This window comes from Sorangium sp. So ce1335, assembly GCF_051521615.1.
GTDB lineage: Bacteria > Myxococcota_A > Polyangia > Polyangiales > Polyangiaceae > Sorangium.
Window position 1 is genome coordinate 10,793,118 of record NZ_CP150363.1, and the last position, 19,070, is coordinate 10,812,187.

Annotated in this window: 18 protein-coding genes; 9 read left to right on the plus strand and 9 right to left on the minus strand. The window is 70.1% G+C overall.

The window, feature by feature from the left end:
- Window positions 1-3: 3 nt before the first annotated feature.
- The 5 genes from WMF24_RS40375 to parA all read right to left on the minus strand — a co-directional run bounded on the left by WMF24_RS40375 (window position 4) and on the right by parA (window position 6,040).
- Window positions 4-579, minus strand: coding sequence for a hypothetical protein (locus WMF24_RS40375; RefSeq protein WP_437732791.1), 576 nt, complete (start codon window positions 577-579; stop codon window positions 4-6).
- 142 nt (window positions 580-721) lie between these two features.
- Window positions 722-1,144, minus strand: coding sequence for a response regulator (locus WMF24_RS40380; RefSeq protein WP_437732792.1), 423 nt, complete (start codon window positions 1,142-1,144; stop codon window positions 722-724).
- Window positions 1,145-1,423: 279 nt separating this feature from the next.
- Window positions 1,424-4,312, minus strand: coding sequence for a PAS domain S-box protein (locus WMF24_RS40385; RefSeq protein ID WP_437732793.1), 2,889 nt, complete (start codon window positions 4,310-4,312; stop codon window positions 1,424-1,426).
- Window positions 4,313-4,656: 344 nt separating this feature from the next.
- Entirely contained in the window at window positions 4,657-5,406 is a 750-nt protein-coding gene (locus WMF24_RS40390) for a hypothetical protein (RefSeq protein WP_437732794.1), read from the minus strand.
- Entirely contained in the window at window positions 5,357-6,040 is a 684-nt protein-coding gene (gene parA / locus WMF24_RS40395; RefSeq protein WP_437732795.1) for a ParA family partition ATPase, read from the minus strand. Before parA ends, WMF24_RS40390 begins: the two co-directional genes overlap by 50 nt.
- Window positions 6,041-6,318: 278 nt before the next feature.
- Between parA and WMF24_RS40400 the strand changes: the two genes are divergently transcribed.
- The 3 genes from WMF24_RS40400 (at window position 6,319) to WMF24_RS40410 (ending at window position 9,607) form a co-directional block, all read left to right on the plus strand.
- A complete protein-coding gene (locus WMF24_RS40400; protein ID WP_437732796.1) occupies window positions 6,319-7,563 on the plus strand; it encodes a PAS domain-containing protein in 1,245 nt (414 codons plus the stop codon).
- A gap of 76 nt (window positions 7,564-7,639) precedes the next feature.
- Window positions 7,640-8,476, plus strand: coding sequence for an AraC family ligand binding domain-containing protein (locus WMF24_RS40405; protein WP_437732797.1), 837 nt, complete (start codon window positions 7,640-7,642; stop codon window positions 8,474-8,476).
- A 294-nt stretch (window positions 8,477-8,770) separates the two neighbouring features.
- Window positions 8,771-9,607 carry a family 16 glycosylhydrolase gene (locus tag WMF24_RS40410; protein ID WP_437732798.1) on the plus strand — a complete coding sequence of 279 codons (837 nt, stop codon included), beginning with the start codon at window positions 8,771-8,773 and terminating at the stop codon, window positions 9,605-9,607.
- A gap of 60 nt (window positions 9,608-9,667) precedes the next feature.
- On the opposite strand, the gene WMF24_RS40415 is transcribed toward WMF24_RS40410, so the two are convergent.
- Entirely contained in the window at window positions 9,668-10,231 is a 564-nt protein-coding gene (locus WMF24_RS40415) for a hypothetical protein (protein WP_437732799.1), read from the minus strand.
- Here WMF24_RS40415 and WMF24_RS40420 point away from each other — a divergent pair.
- The 4 genes from WMF24_RS40420 (at window position 10,190) to WMF24_RS40435 (ending at window position 13,740) form a co-directional block, all read left to right on the plus strand.
- Window positions 10,190-10,543, plus strand: coding sequence for a helix-turn-helix transcriptional regulator (locus WMF24_RS40420; protein WP_437732800.1), 354 nt, complete (start codon window positions 10,190-10,192; stop codon window positions 10,541-10,543). The genes WMF24_RS40415 and WMF24_RS40420 overlap by 42 nt on opposite strands.
- A gap of 127 nt (window positions 10,544-10,670) precedes the next feature.
- Complete coding sequence (locus WMF24_RS40425) at window positions 10,671-11,606, plus strand: LysR family transcriptional regulator (RefSeq protein WP_437732801.1); 936 nt, start codon at window positions 10,671-10,673, stop codon at window positions 11,604-11,606.
- 198 nt (window positions 11,607-11,804) lie between these two features.
- Window positions 11,805-12,803, plus strand: a complete 999-nt coding sequence (locus tag WMF24_RS40430) for a zinc-dependent alcohol dehydrogenase family protein (protein ID WP_437732802.1) — start codon at window positions 11,805-11,807, stop codon at window positions 12,801-12,803.
- A gap of 103 nt (window positions 12,804-12,906) precedes the next feature.
- Window positions 12,907-13,740, plus strand: coding sequence for an SDR family NAD(P)-dependent oxidoreductase (locus WMF24_RS40435; RefSeq protein WP_437732803.1), 834 nt, complete (start codon window positions 12,907-12,909; stop codon window positions 13,738-13,740).
- Window positions 13,741-13,990: 250 nt separating this feature from the next.
- On the opposite strand, the gene WMF24_RS40440 is transcribed toward WMF24_RS40435, so the two are convergent.
- Window positions 13,991-15,283, minus strand: coding sequence for a hypothetical protein (locus WMF24_RS40440; protein ID WP_437732804.1), 1,293 nt, complete (start codon window positions 15,281-15,283; stop codon window positions 13,991-13,993).
- Window positions 15,284-16,120: 837 nt separating this feature from the next.
- On the opposite strand from WMF24_RS40440, the gene WMF24_RS40445 reads away from it, so the two are divergent.
- A complete protein-coding gene (locus WMF24_RS40445; protein ID WP_437732805.1) occupies window positions 16,121-16,885 on the plus strand; it encodes a CAP domain-containing protein in 765 nt (254 codons plus the stop codon).
- A gap of 17 nt (window positions 16,886-16,902) precedes the next feature.
- Here the strand turns inward: WMF24_RS40445 and WMF24_RS40450 are convergent, their stop codons facing one another.
- Together WMF24_RS40450 and WMF24_RS40455 are read right to left on the minus strand one after the other, a co-directional pair.
- Entirely contained in the window at window positions 16,903-17,463 is a 561-nt protein-coding gene (locus WMF24_RS40450) for a hypothetical protein (RefSeq protein ID WP_437732806.1), read from the minus strand.
- A gap of 191 nt (window positions 17,464-17,654) precedes the next feature.
- Complete coding sequence (locus tag WMF24_RS40455) at window positions 17,655-18,080, minus strand: winged helix-turn-helix transcriptional regulator (protein ID WP_437732807.1); 426 nt, start codon at window positions 18,078-18,080, stop codon at window positions 17,655-17,657.
- Between the two features lie 284 nt (window positions 18,081-18,364).
- Here WMF24_RS40455 and gstA point away from each other — a divergent pair, with 284 nt between their 5' ends.
- Window positions 18,365-18,985 carry a glutathione transferase GstA gene (gene gstA, locus WMF24_RS40460; protein WP_437732808.1) on the plus strand — a complete coding sequence of 207 codons (621 nt, stop codon included), beginning with the start codon at window positions 18,365-18,367 and terminating at the stop codon, window positions 18,983-18,985.
- Window positions 18,986-19,070: the final 85 nt, after the last annotated feature.

Genomic DNA, 19,070 nt, shown 5'->3' on the forward strand with positions numbered 1-19,070 from the left:
GGCTCACATCGCGATCTGCAACGGGATGTCCGCGGACACCTTCTCGCCCGCCTCCTTGGGGGTGGCGACGATGCGGAGCACGCCGCGGGCCGCGGGGATGGCCCCTGTCGCGTCCGCTTGCCCGCTGTCGCGGATGTTGAGGAACACGGGCGCGATCGTCTCGGTCCACCCGGAGGCGCACGCGTTGACGGGCACGCTGTTCGAGCCCTCGAGGACGGGCCTGCGCGGCGCCGCCGGATCCCCCGGCTCGGCCGCCTCCGGCTCGAACCCCAGCCGGTAGGCCCACACGCCGTCGCTCCGCGTGTGGTGCCGGATCCCCACGATCACGTGCTGGCCGCCCTGCGGGCCGTACTCGATCTGGAGCACGGCGTCCGCGGAGAGCGGGGTCGCGCCGCCCTCCGGATCGCTGAAGAACAGGGCGGCCGCGCCGGCCGCGGGCGGCTCGCCGTCGGCGCACGCCGTCGAGGGGTCGGGCGGGGCGCCGGGGTTTGGATCGGGCAGGACGCAGAAGGTGCCCATCGAGCAGAGGCCAAGGAGCGCTGTGATCGCGACGCTGGTCCGGAGCTTGAGTTGCCGCATGCTTCCACCTATCCGGCAGATCCGGGAGGGGCGCAATCGGCTGCTCTGTCGGCTCGCTATCCGCCGCGGACGCGGCGCGCTGCCCTCGCCGCGAGCGGCGGCCAAAGCCGCGATGGCGCTCGCGGAAAGCTGTCGAGTTTCGCTAAGGTAGCTCGACAAGTCTCCAGTACTTGTTGAGCGCCGCCATCAGCTCAACGAAGCTGAGGAACGTGACGGGCTTGAGGAGATAGCCCGCCACGTTGAGGTTGAACGCCCCCACCTTGTCGCGATCGTCGTTCGATGTGGTCAGCACGACAACCGACGTGGACACGAGATCCGGATCCGCGCGCAGCTCGCGAAGGAACTCGATCCCGTTCATCTTGGGCATGTTGAGATCGAGCAGGATGAGCCGGCGCTCGACGGGGATGACGCCGCTGCGCAGCATCTCGAGCGCCTCGACGCCGTTGCCGGCGACCCAGAGGGGGTTCGAGATGTTGTTCTTCTTGAACGCCCGGCGGACGTTCATCACGTCGACCTCGTCGTCCTCGACGAGGAGGATGTTCAGGAGTTTCTCTTCGACGTTCATTGTCTCCCATTTCTCCTTGGCGGGAAGGACGTGAACGTCAACCTCCGCGCGATGACCGCCGCCGGATTCACCACGGCAAGGGGGCGACCGCCGCGGGGGTTTCGCGGCCGCCTTTGTGCCAGAGCGCACTCGGGCGCGCCGCTGGTCGCGCAGGTTCTCCCGGGGTGTCTCATCGTTCGAGCTTGGACCACCGGTTCGCCCGATTCAACTGCAATGAGGGGCACACCGCTCGACCGCTGAGCTTGCCCAGGGTCGGCTCGCCGGCCTGGACGAGGGGCCTCAGCGCTCGCTTGCATCGCGCTTTGGCCATGTGAAGCGGAACGCGGCGCCCTGCCCCGGGGAGGAGTCGATCCAGATGCGGCCGCCGCGGCTCTCGACGATCTTCTTCACCACGGACAGCCCGATTCCCGTGCCCTCGACCTTGTCGCGCGCCTCCAGCGTCTGGAAGAGGCCCCAGACGCGGTCGTGGAACTCCGGGGCGATGCCTGGGCCGTTGTCCTCGACGAAGAACTCGTGGAGCTGCCCCGCGTCGCGGTGCCCGACGCGCACGCGCACGTCCACGCGCCGCGCGTGCTTGAGCGCGTTGCTGATGAGGTTCATGAACACCTGCTGCAGCGGGATCCGCTCGGTCCGCAGCACGGGCAGGCCGGGCGAGACCTCGACGCGCGCCCCGGGCGCCGGCGCGATGAGCTCGACGACGTCGGCGAGGACCTGGCCGACGTCGACCGCCTCCACCTCGTGCCGCACCCGCCCGGCGCGGCTGTAGTCGAGGATCCCGTCGATGAGCGCCTCCATCCGCCGGACGCGGCCGCGCAGCAGGCTCATGTGCTCGCGCGAGTCGCCCGCGAGCGTCCCGGCGAGGTCCTCCTCGATCCACTGCGTCAGGTTCGCGATGCCGCGCAGCGGCGCCTTCAGGTCGTGGCTCGCCACGTACGCGAACTGATCGAGCTCCTTGTTGCTCCGCTCGAGCGCGGCGATGAGGCGCTCGCGCTCCGCCTCGGCGCGCTTCTGCTCGGTGATGTCGCGGACCTCGATGACCGTGCCCACCGGGACGGCGCCGTCGAGGATCGGGCTCGCGGTGAAGGCGACCTGGTAAAAGGCGCCGTCCTTGTGGACGAAGACGTCCTCCCCCTGCTCCTGGCTCTTGCGCGGCAGCGCCCGGTCGATGGGGCACTCCTCGATGGGGTAATGGCTGCCGTCCGGCCGCTTGTGGTGGACGATCTCGTGCAGCGGGCGATCGAGCGCCTTGATCTCGTCGAAGGTGAAGCCGGTGATCTTCTCGGCCGCCGGGTTCATGAAGGTGCAGCGCTGGTGGGCGTCCATCATGAACAGGCCGAGCGTCGTGTTCTCGGCGATGGTGCGCACGAGCTGGTGCTGCACGCGGAGCGCCTCCTCGGCGCGCCGGATGTCGCTCACGTCGACGTTGCAGCCGACCCACTCGTCGATGGATCCGTCGTCCGCGAGGAGCGGGACGCCGCGCGCCACGGTGTGGGCCCAGGAGCCGTCGCGCCGGCGCAGCCGGTACTCCACCTCGTAGCGGCCCCTCGACGCGACCGCCGCGCGCCACGCGGCGCCCGCGCGCTCGCGGTCGTCGGGGTGGACGGCGTCGAGCCAGCCGTAGCCGATCCACTCCTCGTAGCGCTGGCCGGTGAAGCCACGCCAGGACGCCGAGTCCTCGACGACGCGGCCGTCCGGCAGGGTCCGCCAGACGACGACCGCTGTCGCCTCCACCATGGATCGGAAGCGCTTCTCGGCGGCGAGCGCCGCCTCGCGCAGCCGCGTATTCTCGATGGCGACGCTGGCGAGCTGCGCGAGCTGCATCAGGATCGACTCGTCGTCGCCGGTGAACTCCCCCTCGATCTTGTCCGAGAGCTGGATGAGCCCGATGTTGCTGCCGTCGCGGGCGATGAGCGGCGCGGCGAGCCAGCCGCGCAGGGGCGGGCGGCGCGACGCCTCGCCGCCGGAGCCGCGCCACGCCGGGTGCGCCTCGAGCTCGGCCTGCGTCATGCGGAGCGGCCGGTTCAGCTTGCAGGCGAGCGTGTGGGTGCCGCTGCCGTCCGTCTTCGCGTCGTGGCCGCGGTACGCGGCGTACTTGTCCGAGAGGCTGACCGCGCTGATGGCCTGCGCCCGGTCGTCGTCGCGGGTCATGCTGATGACGGCCTGGTGCGCGCCGATGAGCGACCGCGCCCGCTCGGTGATCTCGGCGAGCATGCGATCGAGCGACGGCGCCGCGTTGACGGCGAGCGAGGCCTCGGCGAGCCCCCTGAGCTGCTCGCTGCGGCGCTGCTCCTCGCGCAGGGCGCGGATGCGGTCGGTCGCGTCGACGCCGACGACCACGCCGGCCACGATCTGCCCCGAGGCGTCGCGGATGGGCGCGGCGCTGTACTCGATGATGGCCCGCGAGCCGTCGGCGCGCACCATCTCCACCGGCTCGGCCCGGACGAGCTCGCCGCTCGTCACGGCGCGCGCGAGCGGCCACTCGTGCGGCGCGTAGGGGCGGCCGTCCGCGTGGAAGCCCGAATACGCGGCGCTGTACGCCGCGATGTCCGTCGACGCGACGAACGGGCGACCGAGCTGCGCGGAGCCCTGCGCGTTGCCCGTCACGAGCTGGCCCGAGGGGGCCTCCGCGATGTACACGGCGTGGGGCATCTGCTGGATGATCTGCTCCAGCTTGTGGCGCTCGTGCTCGAGCTGCTCGGCGAGCTGCTCGATGCGGCGCCGGGCGAGCACCTGGTCGGTGACCTCGACCGCGAAGAGCACGACGCTCTCCGTCCCGCCGCCCGCGGCCGGGATGGGCTCGAGGGTCACGTTGAAATAGCCCTCGGCCAGCGCGCCGTCGCCGCGGTCGAGGAGGATCAGGAGCTCGCACGCCGCGGCGGGGCGGCCCGACCCGTGGGCTCGATCGAGCAGCTCGGCGACCGGGGAGCGGGCGAGCTCCGGGGCGCACTCGAACAGGCGCCTGCCCACCGCGGCGCGGTCGCGGAACAGGCGCTGCGCGAGGCGGTTCGTGAAGTCGATGACCCAGTCGGGCTCCCGGAGCACCGCGATGGCGGTGGGCGCCTCCATGAACAGCGCGTGGACTGGACGGCTGGCGCTCGACGTCGCCTGCGCGTCCTTCGGATGGAGTCCGCGCGCCGCCGCCCCCTCGTCGCGAAAATGCTGGGTCATCGCTCGTCCTGGTGGTCAGTTGCCGCCGCGGCGAACGTTCGGTGACGCAGCTCATCACGCACCCGGCGGCGGGCTCGGAGCCAGTTGCGCAGCGTCGCGATACCGAGCCTGCCTGGTCACCCTGGGGATGTCAACGGACCCAGAAAAGGGGGAGTGGGCCCGGAGAGATGCATACGAGACAGGAAGGCAGGAAGATCCTTATCTTCCCTCCCCGGACTTCCTGTCCGGATCCGGCCGCGCCCGGTGAGAGCGCGGCGGTGGTGCCGCAGCCGTTCGAGGAGGGAGGTGGCGCCGCGAGCCGTTCGAGGAGCTCGAGGAGGGCGGGTTCGCGGGGAGATCGCGGGTCAGCTCACCCGCGGTCGCTGGCGCCACAGCGTCATCAGCACGCGCCCGGCCTGGACCATGCGGCCGACCCGCCCTTTCGGGCTCGTGTCGGCGGCGCGGAACGGCTCGGCGCGGAACGGCTCGGCGCGGAACGGCTCGGCGCGGAACGGCTCGGCGCGGTAGGCCGGGCCGGCGGGCGCCGGCTCGCGGGCGGCGGCTGCGCCGCCTTCGGCCGGTGCTGCGGTGACGGGCGCCGGCCCGAGCCGCCTGTCGAGGTGCACCTCGACGGCCTCGCCGATCAGGTTGCTCATGTCGCGGTCGTTCTCGATGCAGTGGAGCAGCAGCCTGTCCGCGAGCGGATCGGGGAGGTAGACCGTGACCGCGCGCCGCGCGCGGCCGTCGTTCCCGACGAGCACCGACGGGACGGCCGCCAGCTCGGAGGTGGTGGCGAGCGGCTGAGGCGCGGGCGTCGCGCTCGCCGCCGCGGCCTGCGCCGCCGCGGGCTGCGCCGGCTGCGTCGCCGCGGGCGGCGTCGCCGCGGGCGGCTCGGGGACCGGCTGCGGCGCTTGCTCCTGCCTCGCTTCAGCCGGCTTCTCGGCGTCGAGCGCGCGCCGGTCGACAGCGGCCCTCGGCTTCTCGGCGTCGAGCGCGCGCCGAGATTTCCCGTCGTCGTGCGCCGGCTTGCCGTCCGCGCCGCCGGCGACGAACGCGTCGACCTTCTCAGGCGACGGCGGCTTTCTCAGCGAGACCGCGACTTGTTTTTTCGCCATGGTGAAGCGTCTCCAGTTCTTCGAGAAGGTGGGTGATCTCTCTGGCCGCGGCGTCCCGCGGCGCGTAGCCCGTCACCCCTTGCCCGCAGGCGAGGGACTCCTGATAGGCAATGCGATAGCCGAGCTCCGTGGAGAGCACCGGCAGGCCCGAGGTCTCGAGCACCGCGCGCGCCGACTTGCCGAGCGCCGTGCGGCCCTGCTTGCGCGTGATGAGGATGCAGCCCTTGAGCGCGCTCCGCAGCGCGGCGGCCTCGCGGAACACCTCGATCGCGGCGGTCAGCGCCCAGGCGTCCGCGGCCGTGGGGCCGCAAGGATAGACGGCGATATCGGCGATCATCAGCGCCGACCGGGCGATCTCACCGTGGCGCGGCGGGCAGTCGATGACCGTGAGATCGTACGCGGCCGCGACCTCCGGGAGCTGCCCCGGCTTGTGCATCGAGGCGCCCATGGCCATGACGGTCGGGATCTCGTGCCCTGCCTCGGCGGCCACGTCGCCCCACGTGCGGACGGTGCCCTGGGGATCGGCGTCGACGAGCAGCACCCGCCGGCCCTTCGCCAGCGCGGCAACGGCGAGGCTCACGGCCGTGGTGCTCTTGCCGATCCCACCCTTCTGTCCGGTGAGCGCGATGATCATGACCCCCCCCTAGCAGAACCTGCGCCGGGCGGTCCACTTTCTTGCAGGCGCCCACACCGCAGCTGGGGTCATCTGCCCCCCTCCGAGCTCGCCAGGCGCCACGGCGCGAAGCAGGAAGCTCCCTACACGACGGCGAACAGCGCCGCTGAGCCCGCGACGCGCCGACACAAATTGAATGTCACCTCACGCATCCGGCGCGGGGCTCCTCCGCGGTGGATCGCCGCTCCCCGGTGGCGCTCGACAGCGGCCGGCGGCCCAAGTTACCTTGGGGACGAACGATGACGACCTCAGCGACGGCTCCCGACTCCCAGGCGCTCTCCACGAGCTACATGAGCGCTGTCCGCAACGCGCCTTTCGCGGTGATCGAGTGCGCGGGTGATCTCGACGAACTCGTGGTCTGCGCGTGGAACGGTGAGGCAGAACGCATTTTCGGCCACACCGGCGCCGAGGCGGTGGGCCGCCGGCTCACGGACACGATCGTGAGCGAGGCGGATGTCGAGGCCTTCCGGCGCGCGCCCGGCAGGGAGAGCGCCCCGCTCCGCTGCACCCACACCCGCAAGGACGGACGCACCGTCGTGTGCGAGTGGCGGCTTGCGCCCGTCGTCGACGACGGCGGCGCCCTGATCCGGCTGCTCTGCTTCGGCCAGGATGTCACGGCGCAGGTCGAGGCCGTCGCGCGGCTGAAGGAGAGCGACGTCATCCTCCGCGCCATCCTCGGCGCCGTGGAGACGAGCGTGACCCGGATGGATCGGGAGGGATACTGCACCTTCCACGAGGGCAAGATGCTCGCGTCCCTCGGCCTGACGCCGGGCCAGTTCATCGGATTGAACGTGTTCGACCCGCCGCCCGCGCCGATGGATATGGGGCCGATGCAAAGGGCGGTGCGGGGCGAGCTCGTCCGCTCCCACGTCGAGGCGTTCGGGAAGGCCTGGGAGACCTGGGTCATCCCGCTGCGCGACGAGCGCGGGGAGCCCGACGGGGCGGTCAGCTTCACGCTCGACGGCACGGAGGCGAAGCTCAGGGAGGACGAGCTGAAATCGCGGATCGAGATCATCGAGCTCCAGCAGAAGGTGATCCGCGATCTGTCGACGCCCATCATCGAGGTCTGGGACGGCGTGCTGACGCTCCCCATGGTGGGCGTCGTCGATAGCAAGAGGGCCGCCGACGTGATGGATGACCTGCTGGCCGCCGTCGTGGACAAGCGGGCCCGCTTCGCGATCCTGGACCTCACCGGCGTCGAGGTCGTCGACACGAAGACGGCGAGTTACCTCATCGAGCTCGTCCGCGCCATCCGGCTCCTCGGCGCCGAGGGGGTCATCACGGGCATCCGGGCCAACGTGGCGCAGACGATGGTCTCGCTCGGGCTCGACCTGTCGGGCATCGCGACCGTGGGGAACCTCCGCGCGGGCCTGAAGCTCTGCATGCAGCGCGCGGCCGCGGCCGGCGCGGCGTCAGCCGGCGCGCCCGCGCGCGCCCCCGCCGAAGGCGCGGCGCCGAGGCTCCCGGGCGGCGGCTCGCGCTGAGGCCGGGGGCACGCTGGAGGCGCGTCCGCCGGCAGACGTGCTTCCCTGACGTGGCTGCACTATCATTGCGCTCACCGTGAACCTGCTGTGGCAGTCGTTCCCCATGCCCGAAGGTCGACGCGCCCAGGCCTGGCGATATCATCCCGCCTACAGGCGACCCGCCCATTTTCACGACGAACCGGAGTTCAACCTCCTCGTCCGGGGAACTGCCATCTTCCGCGTGGGGCACCGTCGCGTCCTGATGGGCCGCGGCTCGCTGTCCTGGTATCCGCCCGGGCTGGATCACTATCTCGAAGACGCCAGCCCTGACCTCGAGCTCTATGTGGCAGGGTTCCGGCCCGAGCTGATCGATGCGTTCGCGCGCGAGCACGGCTGCGCGCCGAGCTTCTCTCGGCCTCAGCAGCGCCTTGACGGGGCCGCCTTGTTGGCTTGTGCAGACGCCATGGCCCAGGTGCCCGACAGCCGCGACAACCCGGCTGTCGAAGGACGGCTGCTCGATCTGTTTGCAGCGCTGGCCCGGATGACACCTCCTCCGCAGATGAGCCTTGGCCACCGTGCTGCGGCCCTGCTGGTCGAGGCGCCAGGCCTCCGCCGCGACGAGCTGACCCGGCGCCTGGCCAGCAACCGCGGCGATGTGAGCCGCAAATTTCGCCGCGACCAGGGCCTGTCTTTGACGGAGTACAAGAACCGGCTGCAAACGCTGAGGCTCCTCGAGCTGCTCGAGCAGGGCTGCGACCACTTGACTCATGCGGCGCTCGAAGCCGGGTTCGGCAGCTACTCGCGCTGTCACCAGGTGATCAGAGAGCTGCTGGGCATGGCGCCGAGCACGCTCCTCGACCCAGGCACCCGGAAGCTGCTCGCCGACAGGTTGGAGCCGCTGGTCGCACAGCACCGTTGCCGAGATCCCGGGTAGCTCGCGCATCCAGACCCATCGTTTCCGGCACCGCTGCTCCGCGAATCGGCGTTCAGGCTGCGAAAACGCACAGAACTTGATGCTCGCCGTGCGGCGGCTGGGTATTCGCTCGGCATGCGAAGTCGATCAGCCCTTTCCCTGCTCGCGCTCCTTGCTTTTTCGGGGTGCTCCAACGACTCGCCGGATCCGGACGCCTCCCCCGCCGCTGGCGGAGGTCCCCCCAGCACGGCGACGAGCGGGGCTGCTGCCGGCCCCATGACCGGTGGAAGTGGCGGCATGCCGCCGGAGACATCCATGACCGGTGGCGCAGGTGGTACGGGCGGCGCAAGCTCCGGTGGTACGGGCGGCGCAAGCTCCGGTGGTACGGGCGGCGCAGGTATGGGCGGCGCAGGTTCCGGTGAGACGAGCGTCGCAACGACGGGCGGCACGGGGGGCGCCGCTGGAGATGGCAGCTTCGAGCTCGCCTGGGAAGATCCGTTCGACACCGTCGATCTCGCTCGCTGGCAGCTGATGACCCACAGCTGGGACGGCAATCTCGCGCAGTTTACCGGCGAAAACGCCGCGGTCAGCGACGGCATCCTGCACCTCTCGCTGACGGCGGCCAACGATGCCAACAAGCCCTTCCGCGGCGTGGAGATGCGCTCTCGCGAGACGCTGACCTACGGAAAAATAGAGGCGTCAGCTCGGTTTGCGCAGGGCTCCGCGGTCGTCTCTTCGCTGGTGCTCATCTATACCCCTTGGCCCCCCGACGACTGGAACGAGCTCGACATCGAGTTTCTGGGCAAAAACGCCGACCGCATTCAGTTCAACCACATGGTGAACATCCCGCCCGCTGATCCAGCCACGGGCCACCTCCAGTTTCCCGAGCTCGTCACGTTGGACTTCAACCCCGCAGCGGGTTTTCACACCTACACCATCGAATGGGTGCCCGGTGAGGCGCGCTTCTACGTCGACGGAGCGCTCATGCACACGGCCACCAAGGAAATGGGACGCATGGTCCTCCCTCAGAACATCCTCTTGACGATCTGGGCTTCTGGGGCGCCAGATTGGGCAGGCCCCGTCGACAGCAGCACCGCCCCCACGCGCGCCGAGTACGACTGGCTCCGCGTCTACCGCTACGTCGGTCCGTAGGTGCTTCGTGGGTTCCGGGCCGCTGAGAGCGGCTCCAACGCGCGCAGCTCATCGGCTGCGTCACGCGCGCCGATGGCTGCCGTTCTGCCAGGCGATGAGCGCGAACCAGACCATCATCAAGATCGACGCCGGCGCCAGCACCGTCGAGGGCAAGAAGGGCGAGACGAAGCTGTAGGCGAAGAGCAAGGCGCCGGCGGGGACGCCGACGAGCTTCACCGGCAGCGAGGCCGCGCGCGACGCCGTCACGATCCAGATGCCGGCGAAGAGGTGGGCGCCGAGCCGCACCGGATCGGCGACGGCGCGGGGCACGTGGTTGAGCGCCAGCACGCCGGTGGTCACGTCGAGGAACAGCCAGCCGTAGCCGGCCATCCGCGCCCACTCCGGCGCGCGCAGGCTCGGGACCAGCGCGAAGACCGCGAGGTGGAAGGCGATCCCCGGGTACTCGGGCCACAGCGCGCCGGGGGCGACGGCGAAGCTGACGATGGGCGGCCCGATCCGCTCACGCGGCAGGTCGTCGTGGCCGAGGCGCTCGACGCGCTGGTGCGCCAGCTCGACGGCGTCGATGCGCGGCCCCACGCCAGCGTGGCGCGCGGCCGCGTCGGGCGCGCCGTCGAGCTCATCCACGCGCGCCTCGGCGAGGCCCTCTCGCTCGACGAGCTGGTGGCGGCGGCCGGGCTCGATCGTTTCCAGCTGTGCCGTGCGTTTCGCGCCGAGCACGGGATCCCGCCGTACACCTACGTGCTGCGCATGCGCGTCGCGCGCGCGTACGCGTGGCTGGCGGCGGGCAGGCCGGTGAGCGAGGTGGCGAGCGCGCTCGGCTTCTGCGATCAGAGCCAGCTGCACAGCCATTTCCGGCGCGCCTTCGGGATCACGCCCGGCGCCTTCGCCCGCGTCGCCCGCCGTGGCCACGCGCCGCTCGCGGTGATCGAGCGATAGGCCGCGCGCCGCTCCCGGAATTCGAGCCACCGCGACCGGGCCTGGCGGGCCGTGCGCCGTGTTCAGCATCTCCCTGGAGCAGGCCGGGGCGAGGCCCGCCATGGCCCTTCCGTGATACGAGAGGCCGATGGACCGGCTCGACGCCATGTTCGTTTTCCTGGCCGTGGTCGACGCCGGCAGCCTGTCCGCGGCGGGCCGGCGGCTGCAGGCGCCGCTGCCCACCATCAGCCGCAAGATCGCAGAGCTCGAACGTCATCTCGGCACGCAGCTTCTGATCCGCACCAGTCGCCGGGTCGAGCTGACCGAGGCGGCGCGGGAGTACGCGATTGCCGCGCGGCACATCCTCGAGCAGTTGCAGGAAGCCGAGCAGGCCGTCGCGGGCGAATATCAGGAGCCTCGGGGGGAGCTGACCGTCACGGCGCCGACGATGTTCGGCGAGCTGCACGTACTGCCGATCGCCAGCGAGTTCCTCGCCGCGCATCCGAAGATCGATCTGCGCCTCTTCCTGACGGACGTGATGGTGAACGTCGTGGAGGAGCATGTGCACGTGGCGGTCCGGATCGGAGAGCTGGAGGACAGCTCGTTGATGGCGAGACGTGTCGGGTCGACACGCTCCATCACCTGTGCGAGCCCGAGCTACCTGCTGGCATTCGGCGGCCCTGAGGCGCCAGAGGACCTGACGGGGCGGGATGGCGTGACCTATCGTGGGTTCGTGTCCTCGCCCTGGCGGTACGTCCGGGACGCCTCCCACGTGATCGCGGAGCCGCGCGCGCGGGTCGCGGTCAATTCGCCCGCTGCGGCGGTGGTGGCGGCCAAGGCCGGTTTGGGGATCACGAGAGCCCTGGACTACCAGATCGCATCGGAGCTGCGGAGCGGAGCCCTCACGCCGCTCCTCGAGGCCTTCGAGGTGCCTGCTCTTCCGATCCACCTGGTCTTCTCCGGTCAGGGCCGTCTACCGCTGAAGGTCCGCGCGTTCCTGGACTGGATGGCGCCCCGGCTGCAGGCCCGGCTCGCGGCCGAAGGCGTCGGGGCGCCGGCGGGGCAACCGCGACCGGGCGCCTAGCGGCCCGCCGAGACGACGGCAGCCTCTCGTTTTTCGAGAGGGAGCCTCACGATCTGCTCCACTGCACCGCCGCCGGTGCGACGGCTACGTCTCGGCAAGGACGAATTGCCGTCGATGCACAGGAGGCACGAGATGATCAGTTCAGGTCTCACGACACCGAAGCCGTCCGGCGCCGGACAAACCCTGCAGAGGCCGCGCATGCGGCGCTGGGAGCTCGATGCCCCAGGCGTCCGGAACCTGACGCTCCGCGATGCTCGAAGGCCCGAGCCTGGGCCTCGCGAGGTCCTGGTGAGGATCCAGGCGGTCTCGCTGAACTACCGCGATCTTCTGATGTGGGAGGGCCGCATGGGCGAGCTGGCGCACCCCTATGTGCCCGGAAGCGACTTCGCCGGGCAGGTCGTGGAGCTCGGAACGCTCGCGACGCGATTTTCCATCGGCGATCGGGTGGTCGGCGTCGACATCGAGGACTGGATCGACGGGGCGGCCCCGGGCCGTCACACGAACACCATCGCGGTCTCGGGCCGCCTGGCCGAGTTCGCGGTGGTCGGCGAAGACATGCTGGTCGCAGCGCCCCAGACCCTCGGCCCCGAGGAGGCGAGCACGCTTTCGACTGCAGGTCTGACCGCCTGGATGGCTGTCGTGGAGACCGGGCGGGTCAGGGCGGGGCAGACCTGGGTCGTGCAGGGTACGGGCGGCGTTTCGCTCTTCGCGCTGCAGTTCGCAGCAGCGCACGGGGCGAAGGTGATCTTGACCTCCAGCAGCGATGAGAAGCTGGCGTTCGGTTTGGGCCTGGGCGCGCGCGCGGGCATCAACTATCGCGCCCGTCCCCGCTGGGACCGCGAGGTCATGGCGCTCACGAGCGGCCGCGGCGCGGACGCCGTGATCGAGATGGCCGCGGGCGAGAACCTCGCCACCTCCGTTGAAGCCCTGGCCTACGGCGGAAGGATCCTGCTCGTCGGCCTTCTGGACAGCGACCGCATCTCGACCCCGGTTGGCCCGCTGCTCCTGCGTCGCGCGACGATCAACGCGATCGGCGTCGGCCCCCGGCGAGCGCTGGAGGACATGATCAGGGCCATCGATCATCTCGGGATCCGCCCCGTCGTGGCCGCGACCTATGACCTGGGCGATCTCCCGGCGGCCGTCGCCCATCTCCAGGGGGGCGCCGTCGGCAAGGTCGTCGTGCGCGTCCAAGCCTAGGCGAACGATCATTCACGGGACGACCGCAGCGCAGGCTCGCGCGCCTGGCCGCGGAGGAACAGCGCTGCAGGCCGCCCAATGCGGCCATCAGGAGGAACAGAAGATGAGTGCCCAGACCTGGTTCATCACCGGAGCGTCCAGCGGACTCGGGGCCGCGATCGCAAACGCTGCCCTTCGCGCCGGCCATCACGTTGCCGTCACGGCGCGGGACAGCGCTCGCCTCGGAGGGCTCGTGGAGGCGTATCCCGACGCTGTGCTTCCACTGTCGATGGATCTCACCAAGCCATCCGAGATCGAGACCGCTGTGGCCGCCGCCGAGGCGTGGCGCGGCGGCATCGACGTGCTCGTGAACAACGCTGCGCTCGGCTATCTCGCCGCAGTTGAAGAGGGAGAAGATCAGAAGATCCGGACGGTCTTCGAGACGAACTTCTTCGGCGTCGCAAGCACCATTCGGGCAGCGCTGGCCGGCATGCGCGCTCGGGGGCGCGGTACGATCATCAACATTTCTTCGATGAACGGCGTCATCGCCATGCCCGCTCTCGGGTATTACAGCGCTTCCAAGTTCGCGCTCGAAGGCCTCACGGAGGCCTTGTCGCAGGAGGTCGCGCCGCTTGGCCTCAAGGTGATGTCGGTCGAACCGGGCGGCTTCCGAACGGGCATCGTCGAACGGAATCTCCGGAGCCCGAGGATCGACGCATATGGCGCCACCGCCCATGCGGTCATGGACCTGCTGGGGAACGATAAGGACGGCTCCCTTGCGCCAGGCGATCCCGTTCGGATGGCGAACATCCTCGTCCGACTTGTGGATTCTGGAGAGATGCCCCAGCGCCTCAGCCTCGGCGCGGACAGCTGGACAGGCATCATGGCGAAGCTGGATGCGCAGCGCGCCGAGTACGAGGCCTGGAAGGACGTGTCCCACAGCACGTATTTCTCGTGATGGAGCGAACGAGGCGATCCTCGAGGCCACGGGTCCGGCAACCGCGCGATGGCAGGCGCCTCGCTCGGGAGCCCGAGATGCTCGAGGATGGCGCCGATGTCGTCCCGTGCCATCCTCGCCTGCCGACGGCGGAGCTCGTCCGACGTCTCGGGTCGCACCGCCACGGTCGGTAGATGCGAAGACCTGCGGGGACGAGGTTGCGGACGCCACGTTCCCCGGATGCCTTGTGCTCCTCCCGCCTCCGCTCCCGTCAGGGCATCGGGTACACGAGCGAGAGCCCGGCGACGCACATCTCGTCGAACGTGCTCCCCTCGCCGTAGGCCACGTCGATCGTCGAGACCATGTTCGCCTCCTTGAGCGCCTTGACCACGTACGGGTTCTCCGTCGAGTTGTTGTACGTGCACCGGATCTGGAGCACATCGCCCGGCTCGAGCGTCGGGAGCGTCTCGATGGGCGCGTCGTACGAGTACGAGCGTTGCCAGCCGAACTCCCACTTCGGCGCGTGCGCCAGGCACTCCTCCTCGGGTTGATCGGGTGAGCCGTTCGCCCGCGTGACCGTCACCTTCTGGTCGACGCCGAGGTAGTGCATGTGCAGAAACTCGCCATAGACGCGCGTGCCCGACGGGAACGGCATCGCTTGCGCTTCGGGCAAGTCCGGGGCCGGTATCGTGAGCTGCTGCGTCTCCACGTGGTCCTTGCTGTCCGCGGGGATCAGGAACTCGACGCCATTCCTGTCGCCCGGACCCGGTAGCAGCCCGAAGCCGAGCTCGCCGACCGGATCATCGAAGTTGCCGATCAGGTGGTACAGGAAGCCGTACTTCGGCTTCTCCCTGGTGAGCCTGAGCTGGATGCGCGTCAGGTCCGGGTCGGCCGTCGTACCGGCGGGGTGGTAGTGGATCTGCATCATGAGGAGCGACCCCTTCGGGATCAGCTGCCCCACCCCCTCGGGCAGATCGACCGGGTCGGTGCCGGGAGCCCAGGCTGTGAGCATCTGGAGCGCGTCAACATTCACGCCATTCGGGACCTCGCCAGCGCCACACGGAAAGCTCCCGTCGGGGCCGGCCAGGCTCGCGGACCTCCGCTCCGGATCGATGGCGATGATCCCATGGTGAACGACCTTGTGGTTGCCGGGCACCATCTGTAGACCACTCAGGTACTGGTCCTCGGTGAGCCCGGGATCGATGACGAAGCAGCGGAACTCGTCCCGCTCACCGGAGGTGACGTAGGGCTCGTTCGGATGAACCTCGAGGGTCATGCCCGGCAGGTCGGGGCTCTTCGGCACGAACGGGGCGGGCGTGTCCTTCGGATCACCCCTGGGGGTGCCGGCCTTGCTCCAGGCCTCGAGCGTGCGGATCTCCTCGTCGGAGAGGCGGATGTCGCCCTTCCACGCGTGACGGGTCGAGCACTCGTCCGTGTCACGCACGGCGAAGGGCGGCATCGTGCCCGCCTTGGTCGCCTGGACCATGAGCGCCGCGACCGCCTTGGCCTCCTCGTACGCGGTGAGGCTGAAGGGCGCGATGTTGCCCGCGGAGTGGCAGCCCATGCAGCTCCTCTGCAGGATGGGCTCGACGTCTCTGTGGAACGTGGGGCTGCTCCCGGTAGCCTGGGGCTCCGTGGGCTCGTCGCCCCCGGAGCAGCCGGTGATCGAGGCGGCGGCTGGCAGGGCGAGGGCGAGGGTGAGGGCGGACAGCGAGACTCGGGCGACGGAACGCGAGCGTATCGAGGCAGGCATGAGACCTCCGGGCAGCCGGATCCTTCACGAGCGGAGGGTCCGGGCGCTTGGCAAGGAGCCACGTTTGGTTCGACTGCGCTTCAGATATGTGTACTATGCATATAGTCGCCCCGCCCGAGGCGTCAAGGAAATTTGTGCAAAATACACGGATCACAAAAACGCTCCGCGAGCTCCGTCCTCACCGCCGCTCGCAGCAGCACCTGCTGCTCTCCATCGTCACCACCAGGTCCCCCGCGCCAGCTGGGGCTTGACGTCTCCCGGACGTTTGGATCTCCTGTCTCGACCATGAAGACGGCTTTCCCTCGCTTTCGACTCGTCGCATCGACGGCGCTCCTCGTCGCGGCCGCCGCGGCCTGCAGCAGCGAAGATGCCGATCCCGGCACGCAAGGCTCGTCGGGCGGCTCGCCGCCAGCCGGCGGATCGGGTGGGACGGGTGGAGCGGCCGCGAGCAGCGGCGGTGTGGATTCAGGCTCGAGCGCCGGAGGAGCCGGCGGCATTTCTACGGGAGGTTCGTCAGCCGTCAGCACAGGAGCAGGGGGCGGCGGATCGGCAGGCACGGCATCGGGGGGCTCGGGAGGGGCGGAGCCCGAGACGGGCGACCGCTCGCCGGAAGGCACCTGTGCGCGCTTCAACGCCGACACCGCCGACATGAGCGAAGGCACGTGGAGCGGCTCGTTGGATCCCGAGTGCGACCCGGGAGACATCTCTGCCGAAGGTCGAGCGAATGCGCTCCGGCTCTTCAACCTGTACCGCTGGCTGGCGGACCTGCCCCCGGTCGTGACCGAGCCCACCCGCGACGCTCAGGCCCAGGCCTGCGCGCTCATGATGGACGCGAACGATTCTCTCTCGCACGAGCCGCCGGAGAGCTGGAAGTGCTACTCGAGAACAGGCGCGGACGGCGCGAGGACAAGCAACATCTCGAGTGGCCCCGGCGTCGCGAGCGTCCTGGGCTATCTGATCGACCCCGGGAACGAGTCGACCTTCGGCCACCGGCGCATCATCCTCTCGAACGACCTCGGTCCGATCGGCCTCGGCTCTACCGGGAAGAACGGCGCCTCTTGCATGCAGAACATCGGAGGGACGGGGCGCGCCGGGAAGGAGTGGACGGCCTGGCCTCCGCCCGGGGTGTTCCCGGTGCAGGCGTATGGCGACCGCTGGAGCTCACTCAGCGACACCGGCTGGTCGATCCAGAGCGAGGACATCGAGCTCGAGGACGCCGAGGTCACGATCACGAGCGGCGGAGCCCCTCTGGCCGTCGACGTGGAGCCGCTCCAGGGGGGCTACGGCTCCACGAACGCCATCCGCATCGTGCCGAACGGTTGGGACCCCGAGGCCGGCCAAACCTACTCCGTGAGCGTCTCGGGAATCCCGGCGACCATCGCCTACGACGTCGTGTTCGTCGACTGCGAGTAGAGGATTCCCGTTTCCCTTCATCTCGGGACCTTGACGTCGAGCTTGCCGAGGCGCGCGAGCAGCGGGCCCCGGTCCTCCATGGCCACGCCGACGAGCCTCCGCGCAGAGGCATCGTCGAGCTTCGGGACGGCTCGCGCCGCGAACCGTGCCTCTTCCGCGGCGGGCACCTGAAAGATCAGGTGGTAGACGCCGCTGTTCGAGACCGCGAGCACGCGCTGCGTCTCCCCGAGCCCGAGCAATCGACAGATCGCCGCGGCAAGGAAGCCCGCGGCAGCACGAGCGAACGCGCCCCCGCGAAACGAGAGCGAGACGTGGTGCTCGTGTCCGTCCGCGCCGGCCTCGGCAACGGTGTACACCACGGCGATGTCGGCGGACGTGATGAACGCATGGCCCTCGGCGAACGGGTCCGCGGGCGGGCCCCCGCCGACGCGCCCGAGCGCGGTGTTCTTGGCGCGGCCGAGCCCGCGCGAGAGCTCGATCAGGTGGTCCGGCGAGAACAGCCGATCGTAACGCGGCCGCTTCATCGCGAACCGGTAGACCAGGAACACGACGAGCGCGACGAGCAGCCATTTCAGCATCGGACCTTGCACCTCCGCGCCCCTCCGCCGAGACAGACCATGACCCCCGCGGCGAGCGGCAGGGCGGGCGCCGCGACGAGCGAGAGGATCGCCGCAGCGTGCGCCTTCTTTCGTCCCGTGGCGAGGCATCGTGCCGGTCCTCGCGCGATTCGTCCCTGGGATTCCATCTTTGCCGTCACCTCTCGCGCACCTCAGTCGGCGTGGCTTCGCGCCGGGGCGGCCGCGCGCCTGCGCGAGCGTGCCCCGGGCCCCGGTACGGTGTGAGGCCCGGCGTGAGGCCCTCGGACGTCGAGCTTTCTGCCGACCTCGACGATGGCACGGAGCGCGGGCACCAGCTCATGGCCGAGCGGGGTGAGCTCGTACTCGACCGAGGGCGGCGAGGTGGGCATGACGCGGCGGCTGACCACGCCCTTGGCCTCGAGCTCGCGCAGGCGCGCGCTCAGCACCCGCGCCGAGATCTGCGGGATGTCGACGCGCAGCTCGCCGAACCGGCGCGGCTGCCCGCTGAGCGACCAGATGACGTTCGGCGCCCAGGCCCCGCGCAAGAGCGCCATGCACAGCGTCAGCGGGCAGAGGGGCGGCGGGGGGACGCGATTTTTTCGAACCGGCAGCGCCATGGGTAACCCCGAAGATACCCCTTTTTCAGGTATCCAGCACCTGGCCAGTATCCAGGAGTAACTTCGCGCGCTAGCTTGCTGGTCTCGATGGCGCCGGCCCCGAGCGATCGGGGCTGGCGCGCCGCGGCCCCCGCCGAAGCGACGGGCTTCGCCGGAGCGCGCGGGGGCCTTCGCCGATCCACGCGCCCGCCCGCCCCTCGCCGCCCCGAACGGCCGGGGGCGCGTCGCCGTGGCGGGGTCGTTCGGGGATCTCACCAACACCACATGATCCGAGGGATGCTCCCATGAAATTGTATTTCTCTCCCGGTGCCTGTTCTCTGTCTCCGCACATCGTCGCCCGCGAGCTCGGCATCGAGCTGACGCTCGACAAGGTCGACGTCGCGTCCAAGAAGACCTCGTCGGGCGGCGACTTCTGGGCCATCAACCCGAAGGGGTACATCCCCGCGCTCGAGCTCGACGGCGGCGAGGTCTTGACCGAGGGGCCGGCCATCGTTCAGTACCTGGCCGACCAGAAGCCCGAAGCGAAGCTCGCGCCGCCGCCGGGCACGATGGCTCGCTACCGCCTGCAAGAGACGCTCGGATACATCAACTCCGAGCTGCACAAGAGCTACAGCCCGCTCTTCAACCCGAAGACGTCGCCCGAGCAGCGGCAAGAGCGCGAAGCGTACCTGCGCAAGCGCTACGGCCTGATCGAGGCGGCGCTCGCGAAGGGGCCCTATCTGTTCGGCGAGCAGTTCACCGTGGCCGACGCCTACCTCTTCACGGTCACCAACTGGTCGAATTTCGTGAAGCTCGACCTGTCGGACTTCCCCAATCTGCTCGCGTACCAGCGGCGGGTGGCCGCGCGCCCCGCGGTGCAGGCAGCGATGCGGGCCGAGGGGCTTCCGGTCGAGGGCGGCAAGTAAGAGGGCGCCGCGCGGGCTGCACCCGGCGGCGGGACGCGCCGCGAGCGCTCAGGGCGGGGGCTGGGCGACCTTGCCCCCCTGGACG

Excerpts from the sequence above, each read along its gene's own strand:
- WMF24_RS40385 (WP_437732793.1), bottom strand. The coding sequence starts at position 4,312 with ATGACCCAGCATTTTCGCGACGAGGGGGCGGCGGCGCGCGGACTCCAT.
- WMF24_RS40380 (WP_437732792.1), bottom strand. The coding sequence starts at position 1,144 with ATGAACGTCGAAGAGAAACTCCTGAACATCCTCCTCGTCGAGGACGAC.
- WMF24_RS40440 (WP_437732804.1), bottom strand. The coding sequence starts at position 15,283 with ATGGGCTGCCACTCCGCGGGCAACATCGCGCCCTTCAGCCTCACCGCG.
- WMF24_RS40455 (WP_437732807.1), bottom strand. The coding sequence starts at position 18,080 with ATGGCGCTGCCGGTTCGAAAAAATCGCGTCCCCCCGCCGCCCCTCTGC.
- WMF24_RS40375 (WP_437732791.1), bottom strand. The coding sequence starts at position 579 with ATGCGGCAACTCAAGCTCCGGACCAGCGTCGCGATCACAGCGCTCCTT.
- WMF24_RS40390 (WP_437732794.1), bottom strand. The coding sequence starts at position 5,406 with ATGGCGAAAAAACAAGTCGCGGTCTCGCTGAGAAAGCCGCCGTCGCCT.
- WMF24_RS40400 (WP_437732796.1), top strand. The coding sequence starts at position 6,319 with ATGACGACCTCAGCGACGGCTCCCGACTCCCAGGCGCTCTCCACGAGC.
- WMF24_RS40445 (WP_437732805.1), top strand. The coding sequence starts at position 16,121 with ATGAGCGAAGGCACGTGGAGCGGCTCGTTGGATCCCGAGTGCGACCCG.
- WMF24_RS40435 (WP_437732803.1), top strand. The coding sequence starts at position 12,907 with ATGAGTGCCCAGACCTGGTTCATCACCGGAGCGTCCAGCGGACTCGGG.
- WMF24_RS40410 (WP_437732798.1), top strand. The coding sequence starts at position 8,771 with ATGACCGGTGGCGCAGGTGGTACGGGCGGCGCAAGCTCCGGTGGTACG.
- WMF24_RS40425 (WP_437732801.1), top strand. The coding sequence starts at position 10,671 with ATGGACCGGCTCGACGCCATGTTCGTTTTCCTGGCCGTGGTCGACGCC.
- WMF24_RS40450 (WP_437732806.1), bottom strand. The coding sequence starts at position 17,463 with ATGCTGAAATGGCTGCTCGTCGCGCTCGTCGTGTTCCTGGTCTACCGG.
- parA (WP_437732795.1), bottom strand. The coding sequence starts at position 6,040 with ATGATCATCGCGCTCACCGGACAGAAGGGTGGGATCGGCAAGAGCACC.
- gstA (WP_437732808.1), top strand. The coding sequence starts at position 18,365 with ATGAAATTGTATTTCTCTCCCGGTGCCTGTTCTCTGTCTCCGCACATC.
- WMF24_RS40430 (WP_437732802.1), top strand. The coding sequence starts at position 11,805 with ATGCGGCGCTGGGAGCTCGATGCCCCAGGCGTCCGGAACCTGACGCTC.